The organism is Frigoribacterium sp. ACAM 257, from assembly GCF_007954365.1.
Lineage (GTDB): Bacteria > Actinomycetota > Actinomycetes > Actinomycetales > Microbacteriaceae > Frigoribacterium.
On the sequence record NZ_VOLO01000002.1, the window covers coordinates 636,166 to 661,253 of the forward strand.

The 25,088-nt window shown below is 72.4% G+C and carries 24 protein-coding genes; 14 read left to right on the forward strand and 10 right to left on the reverse strand.

What is annotated here, in order from left to right; all coding sequences use genetic code 11:
• Positions 1 to 8: 8 nt before the first annotated feature.
• The gene (locus tag ES689_RS09425) at positions 9 to 1,109 is read right to left on the reverse strand and encodes an ABC transporter ATP-binding protein (protein WP_146903296.1); all 1,101 of its coding nucleotides are present in this window, start codon (positions 1,107 to 1,109) and stop codon (positions 9 to 11) included.
• Positions 1,110 to 1,385: 276 nt separating this feature from the next.
• Between ES689_RS09425 and ES689_RS09430 the strand changes: the two genes are divergently transcribed.
• Positions 1,386 to 2,396, forward strand: a complete 1,011-nt coding sequence (locus tag ES689_RS09430) for a thioredoxin domain-containing protein (RefSeq protein WP_146903299.1) — start codon at positions 1,386 to 1,388, stop codon at positions 2,394 to 2,396.
• On the opposite strand, the gene ES689_RS09435 is transcribed toward ES689_RS09430, so the two are convergent.
• Positions 2,393 to 2,944, reverse strand: coding sequence for a metallophosphoesterase (locus ES689_RS09435; protein WP_146903303.1), 552 nt, complete (start codon positions 2,942 to 2,944; stop codon positions 2,393 to 2,395). The genes ES689_RS09430 and ES689_RS09435 overlap by 4 nt on opposite strands.
• Before the next feature lie 32 nt (positions 2,945 to 2,976).
• Here ES689_RS09435 and ES689_RS09440 point away from each other — a divergent pair, with 32 nt between their 5' ends.
• The 4 genes from ES689_RS09440 (at position 2,977) to ES689_RS09455 (ending at position 7,800) form a co-directional block, all read left to right on the forward strand.
• The gene (locus ES689_RS09440; RefSeq protein ID WP_191330323.1) at positions 2,977 to 3,786 is read left to right on the forward strand and encodes a glycosyltransferase family 2 protein; all 810 of its coding nucleotides are present in this window, start codon (positions 2,977 to 2,979) and stop codon (positions 3,784 to 3,786) included.
• An 83-nt stretch (positions 3,787 to 3,869) separates the two neighbouring features.
• The gene (locus tag ES689_RS09445) at positions 3,870 to 5,012 is read left to right on the forward strand and encodes an AI-2E family transporter (RefSeq protein ID WP_146903309.1); all 1,143 of its coding nucleotides are present in this window, start codon (positions 3,870 to 3,872) and stop codon (positions 5,010 to 5,012) included.
• Between the two features lie 279 nt (positions 5,013 to 5,291).
• Positions 5,292 to 7,280, forward strand: coding sequence for an MDR family MFS transporter (locus tag ES689_RS09450; protein WP_191330356.1), 1,989 nt, complete (start codon positions 5,292 to 5,294; stop codon positions 7,278 to 7,280).
• The gene (locus ES689_RS09455; RefSeq protein ID WP_146903312.1) at positions 7,261 to 7,800 is read left to right on the forward strand and encodes a MarR family winged helix-turn-helix transcriptional regulator; all 540 of its coding nucleotides are present in this window, start codon (positions 7,261 to 7,263) and stop codon (positions 7,798 to 7,800) included. The genes ES689_RS09450 and ES689_RS09455 overlap by 20 nt, the downstream gene beginning before the upstream one ends.
• A gap of 245 nt (positions 7,801 to 8,045) precedes the next feature.
• Here the strand turns inward: ES689_RS09455 and ES689_RS09460 are convergent, their stop codons facing one another.
• A complete protein-coding gene (locus ES689_RS09460) occupies positions 8,046 to 9,089 on the reverse strand; it encodes an NAD(P)-dependent alcohol dehydrogenase (protein ID WP_146903315.1) in 1,044 nt (347 codons plus the stop codon).
• Positions 9,090 to 9,244: 155 nt separating this feature from the next.
• Positions 9,245 to 10,174, reverse strand: coding sequence for an ROK family protein (locus ES689_RS09465; protein WP_146903318.1), 930 nt, complete (start codon positions 10,172 to 10,174; stop codon positions 9,245 to 9,247).
• A 122-nt stretch (positions 10,175 to 10,296) separates the two neighbouring features.
• Between ES689_RS09465 and ES689_RS09470 the strand changes: the two genes are divergently transcribed.
• On the forward strand, positions 10,297 to 11,187 hold the full coding sequence (locus ES689_RS09470) for a PfkB family carbohydrate kinase (protein WP_146903321.1): 891 nt from the start codon (positions 10,297 to 10,299) through the stop codon (positions 11,185 to 11,187).
• A gap of 118 nt (positions 11,188 to 11,305) precedes the next feature.
• Here the strand turns inward: ES689_RS09470 and ES689_RS09475 are convergent, their stop codons facing one another.
• From ES689_RS09475 to ES689_RS09485, 3 genes are all read right to left on the reverse strand, one after another.
• Positions 11,306 to 12,307 carry an NADP-dependent oxidoreductase gene (locus ES689_RS09475; protein ID WP_146903324.1) on the reverse strand — a complete coding sequence of 334 codons (1,002 nt, stop codon included), beginning with the start codon at positions 12,305 to 12,307 and terminating at the stop codon, positions 11,306 to 11,308.
• 133 nt (positions 12,308 to 12,440) lie between these two features.
• Complete coding sequence (locus ES689_RS09480; RefSeq protein WP_146903327.1) at positions 12,441 to 13,337, reverse strand: neutral zinc metallopeptidase; 897 nt, start codon at positions 13,335 to 13,337, stop codon at positions 12,441 to 12,443.
• 38 nt (positions 13,338 to 13,375) lie between these two features.
• On the reverse strand, positions 13,376 to 13,825 hold the full coding sequence (locus ES689_RS09485; RefSeq protein ID WP_146903330.1) for a DUF5997 family protein: 450 nt from the start codon (positions 13,823 to 13,825) through the stop codon (positions 13,376 to 13,378).
• Between the two features lie 321 nt (positions 13,826 to 14,146).
• Here ES689_RS09485 and ES689_RS09490 point away from each other — a divergent pair, with 321 nt between their 5' ends.
• The 6 genes from ES689_RS09490 (at position 14,147) to ES689_RS09515 (ending at position 17,400) form a co-directional block, all read left to right on the forward strand.
• Positions 14,147 to 14,920 carry a LysR family transcriptional regulator substrate-binding protein gene (locus ES689_RS09490; RefSeq protein ID WP_146903333.1) on the forward strand — a complete coding sequence of 258 codons (774 nt, stop codon included), beginning with the start codon at positions 14,147 to 14,149 and terminating at the stop codon, positions 14,918 to 14,920.
• 161 nt (positions 14,921 to 15,081) lie between these two features.
• Positions 15,082 to 15,486, forward strand: a complete 405-nt coding sequence (locus ES689_RS09495; protein WP_146903336.1) for an SRPBCC family protein — start codon at positions 15,082 to 15,084, stop codon at positions 15,484 to 15,486.
• Between the two features lie 45 nt (positions 15,487 to 15,531).
• Positions 15,532 to 16,296 carry an SDR family oxidoreductase gene (locus ES689_RS09500; RefSeq protein WP_146903340.1) on the forward strand — a complete coding sequence of 255 codons (765 nt, stop codon included), beginning with the start codon at positions 15,532 to 15,534 and terminating at the stop codon, positions 16,294 to 16,296.
• Positions 16,297 to 16,311: 15 nt separating this feature from the next.
• On the forward strand, positions 16,312 to 16,794 hold the full coding sequence (locus ES689_RS09505) for a YdeI/OmpD-associated family protein (protein ID WP_146903343.1): 483 nt from the start codon (positions 16,312 to 16,314) through the stop codon (positions 16,792 to 16,794).
• Positions 16,795 to 16,945: 151 nt separating this feature from the next.
• Positions 16,946 to 17,152: a DUF2945 domain-containing protein gene (locus ES689_RS09510; RefSeq protein WP_123547883.1), complete on the forward strand. Its 207-nt coding sequence runs from the start codon at positions 16,946 to 16,948 to the stop codon at positions 17,150 to 17,152.
• An 11-nt stretch (positions 17,153 to 17,163) separates the two neighbouring features.
• Positions 17,164 to 17,400, forward strand: a complete 237-nt coding sequence (locus tag ES689_RS09515) for a hypothetical protein (RefSeq protein ID WP_146903346.1) — start codon at positions 17,164 to 17,166, stop codon at positions 17,398 to 17,400.
• Here ES689_RS09515 and ES689_RS09520 read toward each other — a convergent pair.
• Entirely contained in the window at positions 17,391 to 18,686 is a 1,296-nt protein-coding gene (locus tag ES689_RS09520; protein WP_146903349.1) for an MFS transporter, read from the reverse strand. The two genes, ES689_RS09515 and ES689_RS09520, sit on opposite strands and share 10 nt — an antisense overlap.
• 76 nt (positions 18,687 to 18,762) lie before the next feature.
• Here ES689_RS09520 and ES689_RS09525 point away from each other — a divergent pair, with 76 nt between their 5' ends.
• Positions 18,763 to 19,416, forward strand: a complete 654-nt coding sequence (locus ES689_RS09525; protein WP_191330325.1) for a TetR/AcrR family transcriptional regulator — start codon at positions 18,763 to 18,765, stop codon at positions 19,414 to 19,416.
• Here ES689_RS09525 and ES689_RS09530 read toward each other — a convergent pair.
• Together ES689_RS09530 and ES689_RS09535 are read right to left on the reverse strand one after the other, a co-directional pair.
• Positions 19,403 to 20,251 (reverse strand): ABC transporter permease, encoded by an 849-nt coding sequence (locus tag ES689_RS09530; RefSeq protein ID WP_146903354.1) that lies wholly within the window; start codon positions 20,249 to 20,251, stop codon positions 19,403 to 19,405. The genes ES689_RS09525 and ES689_RS09530 overlap by 14 nt on opposite strands.
• A complete protein-coding gene (locus tag ES689_RS09535; protein WP_146903357.1) occupies positions 20,248 to 21,264 on the reverse strand; it encodes an ATP-binding cassette domain-containing protein in 1,017 nt (338 codons plus the stop codon). Before ES689_RS09535 ends, ES689_RS09530 begins: the two co-directional genes overlap by 4 nt.
• 204 nt (positions 21,265 to 21,468) lie before the next feature.
• Here ES689_RS09535 and ES689_RS09540 point away from each other — a divergent pair, with 204 nt between their 5' ends.
• Complete coding sequence (locus ES689_RS09540; protein ID WP_146903360.1) at positions 21,469 to 24,957, forward strand: bifunctional proline dehydrogenase/L-glutamate gamma-semialdehyde dehydrogenase; 3,489 nt, start codon at positions 21,469 to 21,471, stop codon at positions 24,955 to 24,957.
• The last annotated feature ends 131 nt before the right edge of the window (positions 24,958 to 25,088 follow it).

Below are 25,088 nucleotides of genomic sequence, written 5' to 3' on the forward strand. Positions count from 1 at the left end.
GGGTGTCGCTAGGCGCTGACGACGGCCTTGTCGCCGAGGCGCTCGCCCGACTCGGTGTCGAAGACGTGCACGTGGTGCGCCTGGGGCGTGATGTGGATGGTCTCGCCCAGCTTCGGGTGGTTGCGACCGTCGACGCGCACGACGATGTCGACGCGCTGGCCGCTCACCTCGGTGTGGCCGTAGAGGTAGCCGTCCGCACCCAGTTCTTCGACGACGTCGACGGTGACCGCGAGGCCCTCGCCGGCGGTGTTGACGACGACGTCCTCGGGGCGGACGCCGATGGTGACGCTCGTGCCGTTGGCCTGGCCGACGGTGTCGCGGTCGACGGCGGTGACCGCGGTGCCGAACTGGATGCCGCCGGCGACGACGTCGGCGGGCAGCAGGTTCATCGCGGGGGAGCCGATGAAGCCGGCGACGAAGACGTTCTGCGGCTTCTCGTACAGGTCGCGGGGGGTGCCGACCTGCTGGAGGACGCCGTCCTTGAGGACCGCGATGCGGTCGCCCATGGTCAGGGCCTCGGTCTGGTCGTGCGTGACGTAGACCGTGGTGACGCCGAGACGACGCTGGAGCGAGGCGATCTGGGTGCGGGTCTGCACGCGCAGCTTGGCGTCGAGGTTCGACAGCGGCTCGTCCATGAGGAACACCTGCGGCTGGCGCACGATGGCGCGGCCCATGGCGACGCGCTGACGCTGACCACCGGAGAGGGCCTTCGGCTTGCGCGAGAGGTAGGGCTCGAGGTCGAGCAGCTTGGCCGCCTCGAGGACGCGGGTGGCGCGCTCGTCCTTGCCGACGCCGGCGATCTTGAGCGCGAAGCCCATGTTCTCGGCGACGGTCATGTGCGGGTACAGCGCGTAGTTCTGGAACACCATCGCGATGTCCCTGTCCTTCGGCGGCACGTCGGTGACGTTGCGGTCGCCGATGAAGATGTCGCCGCTGTTGACCTCTTCGAGGCCGGCGAGCATGCGCAGGGTGGTCGACTTGCCGCAGCCCGAGGGGCCCACGAGGACGAGGAACTCGCCGTCGGCGACCTCGAGGTCGATCGCGTCGACCGCGGGGCGGGTCGAGCCGGGGTAGAGACGGGTTGCCTTGCTGAACGTCACGGACGCCATGATTCATTTCTCCTTCACCGGCAGGTACGTGCCGGACGATCCTTCGTGAACGGATTGGTGATCACCCTGGGTCAGCGGTGACCACTCCGCCCAGCATGCCACAGGAGGTGACTCATCCCCACCTCTCCGGGGGTCACGGAGTCACGATCCGGCCACGACCTGTTTGGACTTTTCCCAGTCCCCGCTCGTACCATCGACCGGGCCCTGCACCTCCTCGGGCCCGTTCAGCCCCCTACGACGCGACCGCCACCTCGTCGCGCATCGGAGAACCGTTCCATGACTGACACCGGCCCCTCAGGCTCCGAGCCGCTGAGCAAGAACCAGAGCAAGAACCAGCGCCGCGCAGCCGCGCGCGAGCGCGCTCAGCTCGCCCGCAAGAAGCAGAAGCGCCGCCAGAGGCAGGGCCGCTGGCTGCTCCAGGGCGGCCTCGTGGTGGTCGTCCTCGCCATCGTCGTGGGCGTCGTGCTCGTGATCACGAACAGCATCCGCCCCGCGGGCCCCGGCCCCGCCAACATGGCGAGCGACGGCATCCGGATCGGCCAGGACTTCGTCGCCGAGACGACCCCTGCCCTCGGCGCCGACGACGAGCCGACGGCCACGGAGACCACCGCGTCGTCCGACACCGTCGACATCGTGGTCTACCTCGACTACCTGTGCCCGATCTGCGGCGGTTTCGAGGAGGCCAACAACGAGTACATCGCCGGCCTCGTCTCGTCCGGCGCCGCCACGGTCGAGTACCACCCGATCGCGATCCTGACCAACAGCTCGCTCGGCACGAAGTACTCGAACCGGGCCGCGAACGCCGCGGCGTGCGTCGCGAACTACTCGCCGAACTCGTTCTTCGACTTCAACACCGCGATGTTCGAGAACCAGCCCGAAGAAGGCACGCGCGGTCTGGACGACGCCCGCCTGGCGGAGATCGCGACCGGCGTCGACGGGGTCACCTCGGCCTCGCAGATCACGCAGTGCATCGACGACCAGGAGTTCGCGTCGTGGGTGGGCGCCGCCACCGAGCGTGCGCTCGACGGCCCGCTGCCCAACAGCAACGTCCAGTCGTTCCGGGGCACCCCCACCGTGCTCGTCAACGGCCAGCAGTACGAGTTCAGCCAGCCGTTCACCAACGAGGAGTTCCGCAACTTCGTCGTGACCGCCGCCGGCAACAGCTACGCGGACGCCGCCACCGCGACTCCCACGCCGACGGAGGCCCCCGCCGAGGAAGCCCCGGCTGAGGAGGCGCCGGCCGAGACGCCCGCCGAGCAGGCGCCGGCCGAGACGCCCGCCGGCTAGGTCGTCATGCGGGGGTGCGGCAGCACCCCGTCCAGCGCGTCGGACCGCAGCGGCAGCTCGTGCAGCTCGACGTCGCGCACGGTCCCCGCGTCGAGCGTCAGGGTGAGGTAGGTGGCTCGCGGCTGACGCCGTCGGTCGGTCGGCGAACCGGGGTTCAGCAGCCGGAGGCCGGCGGGGGTGGTCGTGTCCCACGGGATGTGGCTGTGGCCGAAGAGGAGCAGGTCGGTCTCGGGGAACGCGCGGTCCATCCGGGTCTCGCGCGCCTCCTTCTGTCCTGTCTCGTGCACGACGGCGACCCGGACGCCGTCGATCGTCGTGCGGGCCACCTCGGGCAGGCGGGCGCGGAGGTCGTCGCCGTCGTTGTTGCCCCAGACGGCCACGAGGAGGCGCGCCCTGGCCTCGAGCTCGTCGAGCAGCGGCACGCCGGTCCAGTCGCCCGCGTGGACGACGACGTCCGCCCTCTCGACCGCGCTCCACACGGCCGCGGGCACGGCCCTCGCCTTCTGCGGGACGTGGGTGTCGGACACGACGACGACGGAGGTGCTCATGGCGCCCAGGGTAGGCGGGCAGGATGGGGCCCGTGCGTGTCTCCGTCGTGATCCCGGTCCGTGACGACGCACGTCACCTCGAGGTCTGCCTGCGGTCGCTGGCCCGCCAGACGGTGCAGCCCGACGAGGTCGTCGTCGTCGACAACGGCAGCTCCGACGACAGCGTCGCCGTCGCCCTGGCCGCCGGGGCCCGCGTGCTGCACCAGCCCGTCGTCGGCATCGCGGCCGCGGCGTCGACCGGCTACGACGGCGCGCTCGGCGACCTCGTGGGGCGCTGCGACGCCGACAGCGTGCTGCCGCGCACCTGGGTCGAGGAGCTGTCGCGCACCTTCGACGAGCACCCCGAGGCCGTCGCGGCGAGCACCGGCGCCCGCTTCTACGACGCCCCCGTGGGCCTGCAGCGCATCCTCTCGCTCGGCTACGTCGGGGCCTACCACGTGCTCGTCGGCGCAGGCCTCGCGCACTGGCCGCTCTTCGGCTCGACGATGATGATGCGGCGCTCGGCCTGGGAGGCGGTGCGCGACGAGGTGCACCGGCGCGACGTGGGGCTGCACGACGACATGGACCTCGCGGTGCACCTCGGCGACCTCGTGCTCGGGCAGCCGGGCCGCATCGTGTGGCGCCGCGACGTCGTGACCTCGATCTCGGCCCGCCCCTTCGCGCGCGGCGGCCGGCAGTGGCTCCGCAGCACGCGTGCCGTCCGGTCGTTCGCGGTGCACGGGCGGGACGGGGTCCCGTTCGTCCGCTGGTGGCGCCGCGACCCGTTCTCGCTGCGCGCCGGGCTCGCGGGCGGCGGATCGGGCGGGGCACGCCGGGCGAGATCCGGCCCTCGGACACGCTGACGCGGTTCGATGGGTGCGGTCGACCGCTGGGGTCGACGACCCGTGCTGCCGAGACCGGCGCACCGAGACGAAGAGGACACCACGTGGCCATATTCCGCAGCCGCGAGGGCGACGCGACGGCCGACGCCGCGCAGGCAGTCGCCACCCAGGCCAACCAGTGGGGCGACCCCTTCGGCCGCCTCGCCACGCGCTCGATCCAGATCATCGTGGTCGTGGTGGTCGCCGCCGGCCTGATCTACTCGTTCAAGACCCTGAGCCTCGTCACCATCCCGGTGCTGCTCGCCCTCATCTTCGCGTCCGCGATGCACCCCCTGGTGTCGTTCCTGCGCAAGCACCGCGTGCCCTCGCTGGTCGCGACGCTGATCGCCCTGTTCGGCATCCTCGCCGTGCTCGGCCTCGTCGGCTGGCTCGTCGTCTGGGCGGTCGAGAACCAGGCCTCGTCGCTCGTCTCGTCGGCCGAGAAGGGCATCGGCCAGCTGCAGGACTTCATCACGACGCTGCCGTTCTCGATCACCGACCAGCAGATCGAGGACGTCCGCGACACCGTCGTGAACTTCGTGACCAGCGCCTCCTTCGGCTCGGGCGCCCTCGCCGGCGCGAGCGCCGTGGGCAGCTTCGCCACGGGCCTCGTGCTGATGATCGTGGTGCTGTTCTTCTTCCTCAAGGACGGGCCCGCGATCTGGGAGTTCATGCTCCGTCCGTTCCGCGGCCAGCAGTACGCCCGTGCCCGCCGCATCGGCGACAAGACCGTGCAGACGCTCGGCGGGTACGTGCGCGGAACGGCCACCGTCGCCGCCGTCGACGCGATCGGCATCGGCCTGGGCCTCTGGATCATCGGCGTGCCCCTCGCGCTGCCGCTGGCGGTCGTCGTGTTCCTCACCGCGTTCATCCCGCTCGTCGGAGCGACCGCGGCCGGCATCCTCGCCGCGCTCGTCGCGCTCGTCGCCAACGGGCCGATCGACGCCATCTGGGTCATCGCCGTCGTCGTGCTCGTCAACCAGCTCGAGGGCAACCTGCTGCAGCCCGTGCTGATGGGCCACACGCTGCGCCTGCACGGCCTCGTCATCCTCGTCGCGCTGACCGCGGGCACCGTGCTCGGCGGCATCGTCGGCGCCGTGATCGCCGTGCCGCTGACGGCCGTGGCCTGGGGCATCGTCGGCGTCTGGAAGGGCCCGGACCAGCCGGCCGAGATGTTCCGGCAGAAGAGACCGGAAGAAGTCCGCTAGCTCAGCGCCGGTGCGCGCAGGAGGCGCGGTGTCCGTTCGACGGGCACCGCGCCTCCTTCGTGTGGCCGCTCCGAGAGAAAAGTGCGCAATCTGCACGAAAATGGTTGCGGATCGTCAACTGAGGCGTATGGTTGTGGTTCTACAACTACCTGGCCGACGACGTCCGGGCCCCCACATCTCAGAGTCACCACGGAGCCGACCTTGTCGCAGACCACCACCACCGCCGCGGGCGCGGGCACGAAGCCCGCAGCGCCGCACGAGCCGGGCGAAGCGCCCGGCATGAGCCACCGCGAAGTCCTCACGGCCCTGTCGGGCCTGCTGATGGGCATGCTCGTGGCGATCCTGTCGTCGACCGTCGTGTCGACCTCGCTGCCGCGCATCGTCAGCGACCTGAACGGCAGCCAGACCTCGTACACCTGGGTCATCACGGCGACGCTGCTCGCGACCACCGTCAGCACGCCGCTGTGGGGCAAGTTCTCCGACCTCACGAACCGCAAGGTGCTGCTGCAGGTGGCGCTCGTGCTCTTCGTGCTCGCGTCGGTCGCGGCCGGCTTCTCGCAGAACACCGCGACGCTGATCACGTTCCGCGTGTTCCAGGGCCTCGGCGCCGGCGGCCTCACCGCCCTGGTGCAGGTCGTCATGAGCGACATCATCAGCCCGCGTGAGCGCGGCCGGTACATGGGCTACCTCGGCGCCGTGATGAGCGTCGGCACCATCGGCGGCCCGCTGCTCGGCGGCGTCCTGACCGACTCGATCGGCTGGCGGTGGAACTTCTTCGTCGGCGTCCCCGTCGGCGTCGCCGCGCTCATCGTCATCCAGCGCACCCTGCACCTGCCCCCGAAGCCCAAGAAGGCCGTCGTCGTCGACTACTGGGGCGCCGGCCTGATCGCCGGCGGCGTCTCGCTGCTGCTCGTCTGGGTGTCGCTCGGCGGCAAGCAGTTCGACTGGAACTCGACCACCAGCTGGCTGATGGGCGTCGGCGCGGCCGTGCTGCTCGCGCTGGCCGTCGTCGTGGAGTTCCGCTCGAAGGAGCCGATCATCCCCCTCACGCTCTTCAAGAACCGCACCTTCACCTTCGCAGTCGTCGCCTCGCTCAGCGTGGGCGTCGCGATGTTCGGCACCAGCGTGTTCCTCGGCCAGTACATGCAGCTGGCCCGCGGCCAGTCGCCCACCATGGCGGGCATCCTGACCCTGCCGATGGTGCTCGGCCTGCTCATCTCGTCGATGGTCGCCGGTGCGCTGATCTCGAAGTACGGCAAGTGGAAGCCCTACATGATCGTCGGCTCGATCCTGCTGGCGGCCGGCCTGTTCCTCATGTCGACCATCGAGTACGACACGAACTTCGCGATCGTCTCCGTCTTCATGGCGATGATGGGCCTCGGCATCGGCATGGTGATGCAGAACCTCGTGCTCGTCGTGCAGAACTCGGTCGACGTCAGCGTCGTGGGCGCCGCCTCCTCGAGCGTCGCGTTCTTCCGCAGCCTTGGCGGCACCATCGGCGTCTCGGTGATGGGCGCCGTGCTCGGCACCAAGGTCTCCGGCTACATCACGGACGGCCTCACCGACGCCGGCGTCGACCCGAGCGCACTCGGCAGCGGCGGCTCCACGAGCATCCCCGACCTCAGCACCGTGCCCGGTCCGATCCGCACCGTCATCGAGTCGGCCTACGGCCAGGGCGTCGCCGACGTGTTCCTCATCGCGGCCCCGCTCGCCGTCATCACCATCGTGTTCGTCTGCCTGCTGCCGAACGTCGAGCTCGGGACGAAGACCGGCATCCAGCGGGCTGCCGCGTCGGGCGACGGTGCTGGTGCGACGGCTGGTGCCGGTGCTGCTGGTGCCGGTGCGGGTGCTGCCGCGTCTGACGACGCCTCGGCGGTCGAGAAGGGCGTCGCGGCCACGGCAGGGCTCGCCCCGTCCGTGTCGAGTGCACCCGCCACCACGACCGACGGCGCCTCGACGCCTGCCCCCACGTCGCCCGTCGACCACGGTGGCGACGACGAGACCGTGGTCGACCCTGCGGACACGGACACGGACACGGGCTCGCACACGGACCCGAAGACGGCTCCGCACTCGGCTCCGCACTCGGCTCCGGCCGCGGCCGGGCGACGCCACCACTCCCACGCCACGACGGGCACCGGTACCATCGACACGATCATCGCCACCGGTGCCGCCGAGGTGGCCGGCCACCCCGTGTCGGACGACGAACTGGCCGAGAGCCCGGTGTTCTCGTCCCTGGTCGAGGAGAAAGATGTCGCAGCCGACCGATGACGCCACGCCCGCGGGCGCGGTGCTCGACGCACCGCGCCCGGTCGGCGTCACTGCGCCTCGCCTGGCCAGCCCGGACGACGACGGGCGCGAGGGCCTGATGGCGAGCGTCGTCGACGAGATCGGCTCGATGATGGTCGAGGCCAAGCGGACGATCGCCGCGGCGGCCTCTCGGTTCGACCCGGACGTGCCGCCCACCGCGTTCTACGTGCTCCGGTACGTGATGAAGCACCAGCCCTGCACAGCCGGCGACATCGTCAAGGCGATGGCCCTCGACAAGAGCGCTGTGAGCCGCCAGGTCGCGTTGCTGCGCGAGGCCGGGTTCGTCGACGTCGTGCCCGACGCGGCCGACGGCCGAGTGATGACGCTCGGCAGCACCGACCGCGCCGAGGCCCGCATGCTGGAGGTGCGGCACGAGAACCGCGCCGTCTTCCGCAGCCACGTGGAGGGCTGGACCGACGACGAGCTGGCCGAGTTCGCCGGCTGGCTGCACCGCTTCAACACGCCCGCCGACCCGCGGTAGCGACCCGCGCCTCCTCGGGGCTGCGTCGTCGACCTGGCCGGCTGGCCGGATCAGCGCGCACCGACGCGAAAGCGACAAAACAACACGGGGCCCCGCGTCGTTTTGTCGCTTTCGCGTCGGAACGTCCCCGGTCGCCGGTCCGCAGGCCCGGCCCGCGGTCCCGAGGCAGGGGCGGCCGCGCTCGGCCCGGCGGGACGACGAAGGCCCCCTCCCGCAGCGGGAGGGGGGCCTTCGTCGTGGGCGCGCTAGATCGTCGCGGTGTCGATCACGAAGCGGTAGCGGACCTTGCTGCCGACGACGCGCTCGTAGGCGTCGTCGATGTCGTCGGCGCTGATCGTCTCGATCTCGGCGCCGATGTGGTGCTCGGCGCAGAAGTCGAGCATCTCCTGCGTCTCGGGGATGCCGCCGATGTTCGAGCCGGCGAGGCTGCGACGGCCGCCGATGAGCGAGCCGGCGCCGAACGACTGCGGGTTCTCGGGCAGGCCGACGAACACCATCGTGCCGTTGAGGCGGAGGGTGCGGGCGTAGGCGTCGATGTCCATGTCGGCCGAGATCGTGTTGATGATCAGGTCGAACGAGCTGCGCAGCTGCTTGAAGGTCTCGGGGTCGCTCGACGCGTAGTAGTGGTCGGCGCCGAGCTTGAGGCCGTCCTCCTGCTTGGAGAGCGTCTGGCTGATGACGGTGACCTCGGCGCCCATGGCGTGCGCGATCTTGACGGCCATGTGGCCGAGGCCGCCCATGCCGACGACGGCGACCTTCTTGCCGGGGCCTGCACCCCAGTGCTTCAGGGGGGAGTAGGTCGTGATGCCGGCGCAGAGCAGCGGCGCGGCCTCGTCGAGCGCGATGCCCTCGGGGATCGACAGCACGTAGTTCTCGTCGGCGACGATCTGCTTGGCGTAGCCGCCGTAGGTCTCTTCGCCCGAGTACTGGCGGCCGTTGTAGGTGGGCACGTTGCCCTTGACGCAGAACTGCTGCTCGCCTGCGAGGCAGTTCTCGCACTCGCGGCAGCTGTCGACGAAGCAGCCGATGCCGACGCGGTCGCCGACCTCGTGCTTCGACACGTCGGAGCCGACCTGGGTGACGACCCCGGCGATCTCGTGACCGGGGACCATCGGGAAGATGGCCTTGCCCCACTCTTCGCGGGCCTGGTGGATGTCGCTGTGGCAGACGCCGGCGAAGGCGATGTCGATCTGGACGTCGTTCGGGCCGACGTCGCGCAGCTGGACGGTCGAGCGCTCGAAGGGCGCGCCGGCCGAGGGGGTCTGGATGACGGGGACGGTGGTGGGCATGGAGATACCTCCGTGTGGTGGCGGGTCGTGCGCACCCGGGTGCGGGCGCGCGGGATCCCGACGTCGTCGTGGGGAACCCGACGAGCCTATTCCTGGCCCCCGACAACGGCTCCCAGCCTGGGGGGCTGGGCAGGCGGCCCGCAGGAGGCGCGGGCTCAGCCGAGCAGGTCGGCCTGCCAGACGAGGGCGGCGGCCCCGACGAGCGGGCTCTCGTCGCTGAGGCCGGAGCGGACGACGCGGACGCGACGGGCGTAGCCGTTGACGGGCGCCTCCTCGACGGTGGCCCTCACGAGGTCGAGGTAGTCGTCGCTGACGCGCGAGAAGCCCCCGCCGATCGCGGCGACGTCGAGGTCGAGCAGGGTCGTCACCGACGAGATGGCCTCGCCGACGGCGTTGGCCGAGCGGCGCACGGCCGCGACGGCGATCTCGTCGCCGGCGACGTAGCCCGCTGCCAGGTCTTCGCCGCGCTCGCCCTGCCAGCCCTGCTGCTGCGCCCAGCGCACCACGTTGGGGCCCGAGGCGATGACCTCGAGCGTGGCGGCCCAGGCGTTCTCGCCCTCGGGGCGGTCGGCGATCTGGATCTGGCCGATGTGGCCGGCGTTGCCGGTGCCCCCCGACAGGAGGCGGCCGTTCACGATGAGCCCGCCGCCGACGCCCGTCGAGACGGTGATCGCGACGGCGTTGTCCGCACCCTGCGTGGCGCCGACCCAGTGCTCGGCGAGGGCGAGGCTGACGCCGTCGAGGCGGAGGGTGACGGGGAGGTCCTCGGCCAGCAGCTCGGCCACGACGGTGCGCAGCGGGAAGCCGCGCCAGGCGGGAAGGTTGATCGGCGAGACGGTGCCCTCGACGAGGTCGACCGGGCCCGCGCTGCCGATGCCCGCGCCGACGAGCACGTCGTCGCTGCCGAGCGACGCGAGCGCGTGGCGGACGACGTCGCGCACGGCGTCGGCCAGCTGGTCGCTCGTCGAGTCGTGGCCGGTGGGGCGGCGGTCGCGGCTGCCGGGGGAGAGGACGCCGTCGGCCGCGACGAGCGCGGCCTCGACCTTGGTGCCGCCGACGTCGACGGCGAGAGCGTAGTCAGTCACCGCGCCAGCGTAGTGCGGCAGGTCGTCCGGGCGGCGGTGCGGGGACCGGCACGGGCGCCGGACCCGAGCCGCAGGACGAGCGGCGGGAGGGCGACCGGCGCGCACGCCCGTAGGGTGTCGACATGGACCAGTCTGCACGCCGCGTCGTCGTCATCGGCGACGCGCTCATCGACGAGCTGCGCACTCCCTCCGGCTCCGACGACCACGTCGGCGGCGCCGGCCTCAACGTCGCTGTCGGGCTCGCCCGGCTCGGCGTCCCCACCACGCTGCTCGCCTCGGTCGGCGACGACGGCGACGGAGCGTCGATCCGCTCGTACCTGGCCGAGCACGGCGTCGAGCTCGTCGCCACGACCAACCCGCTCGGCACCGGCCGCGCGGTGAGCGAGCGCGTCGACGGCGAGCCGACCTACGCCTTCAGCGACGCGGCCGTGGCCAGGGGCCTCGACTTCGGCGAGGCACAGCTCGCCGCCATCGCCGTCGCTCCCCTCGTGGCGGTCAGCTCGTACCCGTTCGACGACTCCCGCCTGACCGAGCGCCTGCTCGACGCCGTGGGCGCCGAGCCGCCGCGGCTCGTCGTCGACCCGAACCCGCGCCCCGGGTTCCTGCGCGACCCCGAGGCCTTCGCGACCGGCTTCGCCCGGGCGGCCGCCGCCTCCTTGCTGGTCAAGATCGGCGAGGACGACGCGGCGCTGGTCGCCGGCGGCTCGCTCGACGACTGGCAGGAGGCGCTGCTCGCGGCCGGCGCCGGGGGAGTGCTCGCGACGCGCGGCCCGGACGGGGCCAGCCTGACGCTCGCCGGGCACGAGACGATGCGGCAGGGCATCGTGGCGCTCGAGGGCGACGTCGTCGACACGATGGGCGCGGGCGACGCGACCTTCGCCTCCGTCGTGGCGTCGCTGCTGTCGCAGACGGCCGCGCCGGGCAGCGTCGACTGGGAGGCGGCGCTCACGGACGCGATGCGGGTCGCCGCCGCGACGGTGCGGGCCCCCGGCGCCCTGCTCCGCCGCCCTTAGCCCTCTGCTCACCGCCCCCGAGCCCGCAGGCCTGCGGGCCGCCGTCGAGTGGTCAGTTCTCGTCCTTCCCGGCCCGCTGGGGGACCGGAACCGACCACTCGACGGTGAGGAGCCGCCCCTAGCCGCGCTGCTCGGCGAGCGTGCGGGCCTTCGCCGACAGGTACCAGTGCGAGCGGGCACCCGTCTCGACGGGCTGCATGCCGACGACGACCTTGCCGCGGGAGTGGTGCTCGGCCAGGTCCTCGTAGGCCTGGGCGATGTTGTCGAACGGGTAGAAGCCCGAGATCAGCACCCGCACCTTGTTGTCGGCGATCAGCTTCGCGAGCGCCGCCAGGATCATCGACGGCTCGGTGTCGCCGCGCTCGGCGGTGATGAACCGGATCTCGACGTCGAGGCGGTGCTCGCTCGAGCTGAAGCGCGACTCGGGCACGCCGAGCGCGGTGCTCAGCGCCGGGTTGTCGCCGCCGAAGTTGTCGATGAACGCCGTGACCGGACGGCCCGCCGCCTTCTCGATGCGCTCCTGGAGACCGTCGCCGTAGTCGACGGGCGTGACGCCGATCTGGCGCAGGTAGTCGTGGTTGCCGGGGCTGCAGGTGCCGATCACCTTGGCCCCGGCCGCCAAGGCGAGCTGACACTCGATGTGGCCGACGCCGCCCGCCGCGGCCGTGATGACGACGACGTCGCCCTCGCCGAGGTGCAGCGAGCGGACGACGTCGTAGGCCGTGGCGCCGGCCAGGTAGAGCCCGCCCGCGACCTCCCACGAGACGCTGCTCGGCTTGCGGACGACCGCGGTCGCCGGGACGGTGATCCACGTGGCGTGGGCGCCGCCGCCGACGGCGTGGCCGATCACCTCGGCACCGACCGCGAGGTCGCGCACCGCGGAGCCGCGCTTCTTGACGATGCCCGCGAAGCACGAGCCCTGGTGGGCCGGGAAGGTCTGGGGGAGGCGGTCCTGGAAGTCGCCCTTGCGGGTGAAGTTCTCGATGTGGTTCAGCCCGGCGCAGACGACCTCGACGACCACCTCGTCGTCGGCCGGGATCGGCAGCTGCTGCGGGACGAAGTGCAGCTCGTCGATGTCCCCGTACCGGTCGTACTCCACTGCTCTGCCTGTCTTGACCATGGCGTGCCTCCTCGCGACGTGAGCAGAGTCTGCTCCTGCGGAGGCGCGGCCGGGCGGGGAACCGGCTGGGAGTTCTGCCGGGCGCCCGCACTGCGGCCAGCTCGCCCCCCGGGCGACGCGGCCGTCTTCCTGGCTAGAGCTCGCTCGCCGGCACGCTGAAGGTGTCACAGGCCGTCGGGCCGCCGGCACGACCGGCCTCGAACCACTTCGTGCGCTGGTCGGCCGAGCCGTGGGTCCACGTGTCCGGGTCCACCCGGCCGCCCGACGCCTCCTGGATGCGGTCGTCGCCGACGGCCGCCGCGGCGTCGAGCGCGTCGGCGACCTGCTCGCGCGTCACCGGCTCGAGGAACGTCTCGCCGTACTCGTTCTGGATCGTCGTCGCGGAGCCCACCCAGGCGCCGGCGTAGCAGTCGGCCTGCACCTCGAGGCGGATCGTGTCGGATCCCGGGCCCGTCTGGCTGCGATCGGCCCGGTCGAAGGCGCCGCTGAGCTGCTGGATGTGGTGCCCCCACTCGTGGCCGACGACGTACATCTGGGCGAGGGGCCCGGCCGAGGCGCCGAACTGCTCGCGCAGCTGGTCGAAGAAGTCGGTGTCGACGTAGAGCGCCCTGTCCGGCGGGCAGTAGAAGGGGCCGGTCGCGCTGGTCGCGCCGCCACAGCCCGTGTCGACGGAGGCGGTGAACAGGAAGAACTCGGGGCGCTCGTAGCCCTGGATGCCCACCTCGGGCGCGGCCGACGCCCAGTAGGTGTCGAGGGAATCGGCGGCCCCCGCCATGCGGCAGTCGATGCTCGCGTTCGCGTCGGCGCCCGTGGAGCAGCCCTCGAGCGATTCGCCCTCGATCTGCTGCGCCGGGCCGACCTGCGCGCCGCCGACGAGGCCGGACAGGTCGACGCCGGTGAACTGGCTGATGAGCGCGACGACGATGACGCCGACGATGCCGACGCCGCCCGCGGCGATGCCGGTCGTGCGGCCGCGGCCCGCGCGCTTGACCTTGCTGCTGTCGATGCGGGTGTCGTCGTTGAAGGACATGGCTGTGACGCTACTGCCCGGGGAGGCCGGAGGTGCGGCTAGAGGCCGCGGCGCTCCTGCTCGGCCTGCTCGGCGGCCTCGCGCTCGGCGCGCAGCACGGCGCGGCCGGCGTCGCGCTCCTTGACGCGGAGCTCTTCGTCGCGCACCTCGGCCAGGTTGGCGCGCTCGGTGACCAGCCACTGCGGCATCTCCTCGAGGAGCGCGTGGATCTGGTCGGTGGTCAGCGCGTCGTCGACGCCGGCGCGGGCGAGGCCGGAGATCGTGACGCCGAGCTTCTGCGCGACGACGGGGCGCGGGTGCGGGCCGGTGCGACGCAGCTCGGCGAGCCACTCGGGCGGGTTCGCGGTCAGCTCGGCGAACTGCTCTCGGGTGACGGGGCTGGTCTGGAAGGACTCGGGGGTCGCCGGCAGGTGCACCCCGAGCTTCTTCGCGGCCGTGAAGGGCTTGAGGGTCTGCGGGCTCTTGCCGCTGGGGGTCTCCGAGGTCATCCCGCAAGGGTACCGCCCGGGCGTGGCCGGCCCGGGGCCGCGCTGCTCCGCTGTGGAGAACCGGCTGCCGCCCGATCCGACCGTCCGTGCCGCCTCCTTCTCGGCCCCGTGCGGTCGAGGGCGGGTCAGCTGCGTCGAGGGCGGGTCCGCGGCGACCCGCCCTCGATGCAGGCGACCCGCCCTCGACGGTCCGAGGCGGCGAGCCCGCGGCCGGAGGCGCGTGCGGGGTCGGGCGTGGGGGAGCCGGAGGCCGGAGGCGCGCGTGCGGGATCGGCCGCGGGGCCGGACGGGGGGACGCAGGCCGCCCGGTAGCCTGGCGCGATGACGACCGAGCCGAGCCGCGCCTCCTTCCGCATCGGCTTCGTGCCCGGCGTGACCCTCTCGAAGTGGTCGCGGCTCTGGGAGGAGCGGCGCGCGGACCTGCCCCTCGACGTCGTCGAGGTGAGCGGCGACGCGACCGACGTGCTCGACGTGCTGCGCGGCGACGACCGCGTCGACATGGTGCTGGCCCGGCTGCCGCTGGCGCTCGGCGACGACTTCTCGTCCATCGCGCTCTACGACGAGCGTGCCGTCGTCTGCTTCGGCAAGGAGCACCCCCTCGCGGCCGCCGACAAGGACGACGAGCTGTCGCTCGGCGACCTCGCGGGTGAGGTCCGGCACGACCTCGACCCGGCCCTCGACGAGGCGCAGGCGATCGAGGTGGTGGCGACCGGCTCCGGCGTCGCCGTGATGCCGCAGTCGCTGGCCCGGCTGCACGGCCGCTCGGGCGTGACGCACCGGTTCCTCTCCGACGTGCCGCCGACGACGATCGCGCTCGTCTGGCCCATCGGCGAGCTCGACGACGACATCGACGACTTCATCGGGGTCGTGCGCGGACGCACCCGCAACAGCAGTCGGTCGAGGAGGCGCGACGACGACCCGCAGGAGGCGCCCGTCGCGGGGGCCAAGGGTCCCGGCAAGGGCGGCGGTGCCGGCGGCAAGGCCGGCGCCGCTGGTGGCCGCGGCTCGGGCCCCGGCCAGAGGAAGACGCCCCCCGGCGGCCGCGGCGGCCCGCAGCGCGGCACCGGCCGCAGCCGCCCGCGCCGCGGCCGCTGACCCGACCCGCGCCTCCTACCCGCGCCTCCTCATTCAGGAAGACCAGTCCTGATCCGCGCAGCGGAGGTGCCCTGGATCCTGGATCGTGCACGACTCAGGAAGACGAGGAGGCGCGTTCCTGAACCATGGTCGGGGCGGCGGCCCGCTGGTACCGTCCACGCATGACCTGGCCCGCCGTGCACGTCTCTCGTCCGATCGAGCACGACGTGGCTGCCGTGTCGCGGGTCGCGGGCGACCCGGCTCAGCTGCCCTCATGGGCGGCGGGCCTCAGCAGCGGCGTGCGGCACGAGGCCGGGCGGTGGCTCGCCGACTCGCCGATGGGCGTCGTCGAGGTGGCGTTCACCGGGCCCGTCGAGCTGGGCGTCCTCGACCACGACGTGACGTTGCCCGACGGGACCGTCGTGCACAACCCGCTGCGCGTGCTGGCGAACGACCAGGGCAGCGAGGTCGTCTTCACGCTCTTCAGGCGGCCTGGCACCTCCGCCGCCGACTTCACCGCCGACGTCGAGGCCGTCGGGCGCGACCTCGACCGGCTCGCCGCCCTGCTCGACGAGCTCGCGCACTGAGCTCGCACGCGGCGGCAGCGGCGGCTCGCCCCCTACGCTGGCTGCATGTCGATGAAGACCTGCCTCCTGACCGGCGCCGGACGACGCGAGAGCATCGGGCGGGCGATCGCCAGAGACCTCGCGGCCGACGGCTGGGACCTCGCCCTCGCCACCTGGGACCCGTACGACGACTCCATGAGCTGGGGCGCGCGACCGGGTGACCTCTCCGAGTTGGTCGCCGACGTCGAGGGCCTCGGCCGCAGGGCGCGCGTCTACCAGGCCGACCTCTCCGACGCCGCGACCCCTGCGCGCCTCTTCGCCGAGGTGGGCGCCGACCTCGGGCCCGTCACCGGCCTCGTCCTGTCGCACTCGCAGAGCGTCGACTCGTCGATCCTCGACACCTCGGTCGAGGCCTTCGACCGGCACTTCGCCGTCAACACGCGCGCAGCCTGGCTCTGCATCAAGGCGCTGGCCGAGCAGCTGCCTCCCCTCGACGAGCTGCACGACGGCGCCCGCGTCGTGGCCCTGACGAGCGACCACACGGTGCACAACCTGCCCTACGGCGCGAGCAAGGGCGCGCTCGACCGCATCGTGATCGCCGCGGCCCGCGAGCTCGCCCACCTCGGCATCTCGTCGAACGCCGTCAACCCCGGACCGGTCGACACCGGCTGGATGGACGACGACACCCGCCGCACCCTGACGGCGATGCAGCCCACGGGCCGCCTCGGCACCCCCGACGACGTCGCGCGCACGGTCCGGTTCCTCATGTCGACCGAGGGCCGCTGGGTCACCGGCCAGCTGATCACGACCGACGGCGGCATCTCCGTCTAGTCGTACGCTCTGCCCATGACCGACTCCGTGCCCGCCGTCTCCTTCCCCACCGTCGTGTTCGAGGCGCGTCCGGGCGTCACCGGTCTCGTGGTGCCGCCGGACGAGCTCGCAGGGCTCGGTGCCGGGAAGCGTCCTGCCGTCGTCGTGACGGTGCACGGCATCGGCGACGCCCCGACCGAGCCGTACAGCTACCGCAACACGGTCGGCAGCATGGGCGGTCGGTCCTTGGTGTCGCTCAGCAGGGAACACCGTGCTGCCTCCGGGCTCGTCGGCGGCCAGCAGGTCGAGGTGACGCTGGTGCTCGACACGGAGCCACGGGTGGTCGAGGTGCCCGCAGCGCTCGCCGAGGCGTGGGCCGGCGACGACGCACTCCGCGCCTCCTTCGCCGCCCTGTCGCCCAGCAGGCAGAAGGCCCTGACGCTGCCGATCGCCGACGCGAGGACCGACACGACCCGCGAGCGTCGCGTGGCCGCGGCGCTCGACGCGCTCCGCGGCTGACGCTGTCACCGCGGCCGGCCGCGCACCCGGCCGCGCACCGGGCCGCGCACCCGGCCGGGCACCCGACCGCGCGCCCTGCCTGTGCCCCGCCCGGGAAGGCCCGAGGAGGCGCGGGTACCGTCCAGCCCATCCGACAGCCTGAGGAGGCACGATGACGTTCAGCAAGGGCGACCACGTGACGTGGAACACGCCGCAGGGCGAGACCCACGGCACCGTGGTGGACAAGCGCGTGAAGGAGTTCCAGTTCGACGGCCAGACCTTCAAGGCCTCGGGCGACGAGCCGTACTTCATCGTGAAGAGCGACAAGACCGACGCGGAGGCGGCTCACAAGGAGTCGGCCCTCTCGAAGAAGAAGTAGGGGACAGCACCATGGCAGATCTGACCGACGTCACCTGGAACCAGGAAGCCCGCGACAAGATCCTCACGGACGCCGACCGTGTGCTGCAGGACGCCGTCCGCGAGGTCGCGGCCGAGCACGAGGGCGACGACTGGGAGCCCGCCTTCGCGGCGCTGAACGAGCGCCTCAAGGGCCGGTTCATCGACTACGAGCCCGGCCCGGACGTGCGCAAGTACGCCGAGGCGATCGCGCGGGGCGACTACTCCTGACCGGAGCGTCCGTGGCCGACCCGTTCGTCCGCTGACTGGACCGCGGGTGCGTCGATCCGGCGCACCCGCGGGCTGACGGCCACCACGACGGCCACGACGACGACCAGGCCGGCCAGCGCGAGGAGCGCGCCAGGGGTGCCGACGCGGTCGGCCAGCGGCCCGACCACGAGCTCGCCGACGGGGATGCCGGCGAGCGTGGCGAGCGTCAGGGCACCGAAGACCCGGCCGAGATAGGCACGCGGCACGAGCGTCTGGACGGCGACGTCGAGCGGGACGGTGAACAACTCGAGGCCGATGCTCGACACGAACAGGCCGAGGCACAGCCAGAACGCCCAGTGCAGGGGATCCACGTACGGTGCGTCCAGTACCTCGGGCTGGTCCAGGTGGGCCCCTGCGAGCAGCGCGAGGGGCAGCGCCAGCGCCGACGTCGCGAGGCACGCGACCGCGAGACGGAGCCGCCCGCGCAGCTTGCCCGCCCAGACGGCCCCGACGACGAGGCCGAGGGTCTGGACCGCGCCGGCGAAGCCCCACAGCACCCGCCCGAACGACTCGTCGGCCACGAGCGGACCGACCACCTGCACGCCGCCCGCGAAGCTGAGCTGGTGCACGAAGGCGAGCGCGACCGTGGCCCGGAGCCAGGGCGACCGGGCCACGAAGGCGATCCCCGAGCCGAGGTCGTGCAGAAGCGAGCCCGAGCCGGAGGCGCCCGTCACCGACCGCGGCACGCGCGCGAACGCCACCGCCGCCACCACCGACAGCCCGGCGCCGACGAGCAGCGCGCTCGCCGTCCCGGCGACGCCGACGAGCGCTCCGCCCACGGCGGTGCCGACGATCAGGCCCACGTTCATGCTGATCCTGGCCAGGACGGTGCCGTCGCGGACGAGCGGCTCGACGAGCACGTCGCGGAGCATCGCGCTCGACGCCGGGCCGAAGAACGCGGCGGCGGCACCCGTCAGGGCGGCCGCGACGGCCAGCGTCACGAGGGTCTCTCGCCCTGCGAGCAACAGTGCCCCGGCAGCGACCAGGGAGGCGGCGGAGACCACCGAGGAGGCGGTGGCCACCAGACGCCGCGGCAGCCGGTCCGCGAGGGCCCCGCCCACGAGGACGAGGACGACGTTCGGCACGGCACGGGCGGCCACGACGAGACCGAGCTGCGTGGCGTCCGCGCCGAGGTCGACGGCCGCGAAGACGAGGGCGAGAGGGGCGAGCCCGCCGACCACCCACGACAGCAGACGTCCGACCCACAGGGCGCGGAACGCCGGGATGCGCAGCAGCGACCACCTCACGCGGCGAGCCTACGCTCGGCTGATGAGGGCGCCGGAGGCGGCACGACCGTCCGCCGTCCGCCCTAGGCTGGCCCCGATGTCCGCACTCGACGAGCCCGCCGCCCCGCCCGGCCGCTACCGCAAGGGCGTCGCCAAGCGCGAGGCGATCCTGGAGGCGGCTCTGCCGGTGTTCGGCAAGGTCGGCTTCCACGGTGCCTCCCTGCGCGAGATCGCCCGCAGCTGCGGTGTGTCGCACCAGTCGTTGATGCACTACTTCGCGACGAAGGACGAGCTCCTCATGGCCGTCCTTCGTCGACGCGACGAGCGCCTCCGGCAGCACTTCGACGACGAGGGCGGCATGCGCCTGGCCGAGCTGGTCGCGCTCGCCGAGTACAACGTCGACGTGCCCGCCGTGATCTCGCTGTTCATCACCGCGTCGGCCGAGGCCACGTCGAGCGACCACCCGGCACACGACTACTACGCCGATCACTACGACCGCATCATCGGCTCGACCTCCGCCTACCTCGCGGTGGCCGAGGCTCGCGGCTGGCTGCGGGAGGGGTTCACCGCCGAGTCGGCGGCCCGCGTCGTGCTGGCCGTGCAGGACGGCCTGCAGCTGCAGTGGCTGTACCGGAGGGACGAGGTGCAGGTGGCCGACCTCATGCGGCTCGTGATCGGCACGGTCGTGACCGTGCCGACCGCACAGCTCGACGAGGCCGTGCGCGACGTGGTCGCGGTTACTTCGCGCTGATGCGCTGGAACTTGCGGATGCTCAGCGGCACGAAGACGACGAGCATGACGGCGAGGCCGACGAGCACCGTGACGTAGGGGTGCTGCAGCGTCCAGATGTCGGGCACCGGGGTGTCGCCGAGGTTGCCGAACGACGTGCGGGCGGCCTGCACGAGCGACGACACCGGGTTCCACTCGGCGAAGACGCGCAGCACCGTCGGCAGCGTGTCGCTCGGGACGAAGGCGTTCGAGATGAACGTGAGCGGGAACAGGATCATGAACGACGCGTTGTTGATCGTCTCGGGCGTCTTGACGCTCATGCCGAGCAGCGCCATCACCCAGCTGAACGAGTAGCTGAACAGCAGCAGCAGCGCGATGCCCCCGAGGAACATCAGCGGCGGCGTGTTCACCCTCCAGCCGACAGCGAGCCCGGTGAGCATCATGATCACCATGGAGATCGAGTTCAGCACCAGGTCGCTGTTCGTCCGGCCGATCAGCACCGCCGACGGGCTCATCGGCAGGGTGCGGAACCGGTCGATGATCCCTTCTTTCAGGTCTTGTGCCATCGCGGCGCCCGAGAAGGTCGAGCCGAAGACGACGGTCTGGGCGAAGATGCCGGCCATCAGGAACTGCGTGTAGTCGGTGCCCTGCACGGCGATCGCGCCGCCGTAGACCTGGCTGAACAGCAGCACGAACATGATCGGCTGCAGCACCGCGAAGATCAGCATGTCGGGCGAGCGCTTCACCTTGATCAGGTTGCGCTTCGTCACCGTCCAGCCGTCGGAGGCCCAGGTGCCGAGCCCCGAGGGGCCCAGGGGGGTGAGGGTCTGCGCGAGCGCACTCGTCGTCGTGGTCATCGCCGCGCCTCCTTCTTGCTCGTCTTGCCCGTCGGGACGGAGCCCGTGTCGGGGTCGTCGTCGTCGACGGCCTTGCGGCCGGTCAGCTGCAGGAACACGTCGTCGAGCGTGGGCCGGCGCATGCCCGCGTCGTGCAGCTCGATGCCGGCGGCGCCGAGGTCGGCCAGGGTGCGCTGCAGGGCGGTCGGCCCGTCCGTCACGGCGACCTCGACCTGCCGGCCGTCGCTGCCGAGGGTCGGCTCGGCGTCGCCGTGGCGGCGCAGCACCTCGAGGGCCTGGGCAGCGCGTGCCTCGTCGACGAGGGCCACGACGAGCCGGTGGCCGCCCACCTGCGCCTTGAGGTGGTCGGCGGTGCCCTCGGCGATGACGCGACCGCCGTCGATCACGGCGATGTCGTCGGCCAGCCGGTCCGCCTCCTCCAGGTACTGCGTCGTCAGCAGGACCGTGGTGCCGCCCGCGACGAGGGAGGTGATGATGTCCCACAGCGCGAGGCGGCTGCGGGGGTCGAGCCCCGTCGTCGGCTCGTCGAGGAACAGCACGCGCGGGTTCGTCACCAGTGCGCCGGCGAGGTCGATTCGACGGCGCATGCCGCCCGAGAAGCCCTTGACGGGCCGGTCGCCTGCTGCGGAGAGGTCGAAGACGTCGATCAGCTCGCGGGCCCGCTCCCGCGAGACCCTCGCGCCGAGGTGGTAGAGCCGGCCGATCATGTCGAGGTTCTCGAAGCCGGTCAGGTTCTCGTCGACCGCGGCGTACTGGCCCGAGACCCCGATGGTGCGGCGTGTGGCCTGCGGGTCGCCCACGACGTCGATCCCGTTGATGTGCGCCGTGCCCGCGTCGGGCACCTCGAGCGTCGTCAGCATCTTGACCACGGTCGTCTTGCCGGCGCCGTTCGGACCCAGCAGGGCCTTGACGGTGCCCTCGGGCACGCTCAGGTCGAAGCCGGTCAGGGCGTGTACCGGACCCGACTTCGAGCGGTACGTCTTGGTCAGGCCCGAGGCCTCGATCATCGCCATCTGCGTGCCTCCGACATGGGGTGACGTCGCCGAACCCCCTGGTCCGGTGACGAAGAGAAAGGTAACATTCCACCTCCTCGTCCCGCTAGTGGACAGCCCGTGCGCCCCGAGTCGCAGCGCGACGACCTTGCGCCGGCCCCGTGCCGCGTTACGGTCGTGTGTCAAACCTTGCCACCTGGCAAGTTCCGGACTTATCGTGACCGCATGACCACCATCGACCAGCCGGCCCGGCCGGCAGCTGCAGCCCTCCCCGAGTCGATCGGCGACGACGCCGTCGCCCTGGCCCGCCGCTGGGCGCACGAGGCGTCGTCGGCCCCCAGCACCGACTCGGCCCACCTGCTCGCGCAGGTGCTCAAGGACGAGTCGGGCCTCGCCTTCACCATCGGGTTCGTCGACCGTGTCGTCCGCCCCGAGGACCTGAGCGTGGCCGCCCGCAACCTGTCGCGTCTCGCCTCGCAGGTGCCCGCGTTCCTGCCCTGGTACATGCGCGGCGCCGTCCGGGTCGGCGGCGTCGTCGCCCCCGTGCTGCCCGGCGTCGTCGTGCCCGTCGCGCGACGCGTGCTGCGCGGCATGGTCGGCCACCTGATCGCCGACGCCCGGCCCGCGAAGCTCGGCGCGGCCATCAGCAGCATCAAGGCGGAGGGCACGCGCCTCAACCTCAACCTGCTCGGCGAGGCCGTGCTCGGCGACGCCGAGGCCGAGCACCGCCTCGCGGGCACCAGGGCGCTGCTCGAGCGCGACGACGTCGACTACGTGTCGATCAAGGTGTCGTCGATCGTCAGCCAGCTGTCCATGTGGGCCTTCGACGAGACCGTCGAGCGCGTCGTCGAGAAGCTCACGCCCCTCTACGAGCTCGCCGCCCGCTCGCCCCAGCCGAAGTTCATCAACCTCGACATGGAGGAGTACCGCGACCTCGACCTGACGATCGCGGTCTTCACGCGCCTCCTCGACCAGCCGCAGCTGCAGGGCCTCGAGGCCGGCATCGTGCTGCAGACGTACCTGCCCGACGCCCTCGGCGCCCTGCAGGGGCTGACCGAGTGGGCGACCCGACGGGTCGACGCGGGCGGGGCGTCGATCAAGGTCCGCGTGGTCAAGGGCGCGAACCTCGCCATGGAGACCGTCGACGCCGTCGTGCACGAGTGGCCGCTCGCCACCTACGACACGAAGCAGGCCAGCGACACGAACTACAAGCGCGTGCTCGCCTGGGCCCTGACGCCCGAGCGCACGCGTGCGGTGAAGATCGGCGTCGCGGGCCACAACCTCTTCGACATCGCCTTCGCGCACCTCCTCGCCGAGGCGCGCGGCGTCGGCGGCCGCGTCGAGTTCGAGATGCTCCTCGGCATGGCCGAGGGCCAGGCCGAGCTCGTCAAGGCCGACGTCGGCGGGCTGCTGCTCTACACGCCGGTCGTGCACCCGCGCGAGTTCGACGTCGCCATCAGCTACCTGATCCGCCGCCTCGAGGAGAACGCCTCGAGCGAGAACTTCATGTCGGCCGTCTTCGAGCTCGCCGCGAACGAGGCGATGTTCGAGCGCGAGAAGGGCCGGTTCCTCGCCTCGCTCGCCGACGTCGACGCCGAGGCACCCGCTCCGCACCGTGTGCAGAGCCGGCTCGACGGCGCCCAGGCGCTCCGGCCGCGCGAGGCCGGCAGCGGCTTCGACAACGAGCCCGACACCGACCCCGCCAAGGCCGACAACCGCACCTGGGGCCGCGAGATCCAGCGCCGTTCCGTCGACTCGGTGCTCGGCGTCGACCTGATCGAGCAGGCGCGGGTGACCGACGCCTCCGTGCTCGACGAGATCGTCGCCGGCGCGGTCGCGGCACAGCCCGCGTGGGCGGAACGAGGAGGCGCGGGCCGGGCCGAGGTGCTCCGTGCCGCCGCCGTCACGCTGGCCGCCCGGCGGGCCGACCTGATGGAGGTCGCCGCGAGCGAGACCGGCAAGACCGTCGCCGAGGGCGACGTCGAGGTCAGCGAGGCGATCGACTTCGCCAACTGGTACGCCCACCTCGCAGAAGAGCTGGACGTCGTCGACGGCGCCGACTTCGTGCCCGAGCGCCTGACGCTCGTCACCCCGCCGTGGAACTTCCCCGTCGCGATCCCGGCCGGCTCGACGCTCGCGGCGCTCGCCGCGGGCAGCAGCGTCGTCGTCAAGCCCGCCGGCCAGGCGAAGCGCTGTGGCGCCGTCATGGTCGAGGCGCTGTGGGAGGCCGGTGTGCCCCGTGACGTGCTGAGGCTCGTCGACGTGGACGAGGGCGACCTCGGCCGCCACCTCGTCTCGCACCCCTCCGTCGACCGCGTCATCCTCACCGGTGCCTTCGAGACGGCCGCGCTGTTCACGAGCTGGCGCACCGACCTGCCCCTGCTCGCCGAGACGAGCGGCAAGAACGCGATCATCGTCACGCCGAGCGCCGACCTCGACCTCGCGGCCGCCGACGTGATCAAGTCCGCGTTCGGCCACGCCGGGCAGAAGTGCTCGGCCGCGAGCCTCGTGATCCTCGTCGGCTCGGTCGGCAGCTCCGAGCGGTTCCGCCGCCAGCTGGTCGACGCGGCCTCGACCATGCGCGTCGGGTACCCGTCCGAGCCCACGACCCAGATGGGCCCGATCATCGAGCCTGCCTCGGGCAAGCTCGAGCGCGCGCTGACGACGCTCGGCGCGGGGGAGTCGTGGCTCGTCGCGCCCCGTCGGCTCGACGACAGCGGCCGCCTCTGGTCGCCCGGCGTGCGCGCGGGCGTGGCTGCGGGCAGCGAGTTCCACCTGACCGAGTACTTCGGCCCGGTGCTCGGCGTCATGACGGCCGCGACCCTCGACGAGGCGATCGCGCTGCAGAACGCCACCGACTACGGCCTCACGGCCGGGCTGCACACCCTCGACCCGGCAGAGCTGTCGACCTGGCTCGACGGCGTCGAGGCCGGCAACCTCTACGTGAACCGCGGCATCACCGGCGCGGTCGTCCGTCGTCAGCCGTTCGGCGGCTGGAAGAAGTCGTCGGTCGGCGCCGGAGCCAAGGCCGGCGGTCCGAACTACCTCGTGCACCTCGGGTCGTGGACGCCGACGACGCTCGCCGGTGCTGCCTCGCAGGAGGCGCGGCCCGGCCGGGCCGTCGCCGCGGCCCTCCGCGCCGCGACCCCGTCCCTCGGAGCCGACGCCGACCTGGTCGCCGCGGCCGTCGCCACCGACGAGCACTTCTGGGCCTCCGAGTTCGGCGTCGCCCGTGACGTCAGCCAGCTCGGGCTCGAGCGCGACCTGCTGCGCTACCGCCCGCTCGCCGTGACGGTGCGCGCCGCCGAGGGCGCCCCCCTCGCCGACGTGGTGCGCGTGCTGCTCGCCGCCCTGCGCTCGGGATCCCCCTTCACGGCCTCCGTCGCCACGGCCCTGCCCGAGCCGTTCGTCACGGCGCTCGGCCTCGGAGTCGGTGCGATCCGGGTCGAGAGCGACGACGCGTGGCACGAGCGAGTCCGCTCGGGCGGGCTCCGGACCGAGCGCGTGCGCCTCGTGACCGGTACTGCCGGCGGGGGTGCCGCCTCCTCGGCCCTCGCCGACGCGCTCGGCGGCGACCCGGCGGTCGCGGTCTTCGCCGCGCCGGTCACGCCGACCGGACGGCTCGAGCTGCTGCCGTTCCTGCGCGAGCAGGCCGTCTCGATCACGGCGCACCGCTTCGGCAACCCGGATTCCTGGTCGGACGCGGTCATCTAGCCTCTCGCGTGCACTGAGATCGACTCATGTGACGCGTCGCGTGCCTCGCGGGTGGCTCGATGCGCCTGACGCGTCACATGAACGATCGTCACCTGGGCGCGCGGGCGCGCGGGCGCGCGGGCGGGCGGGCG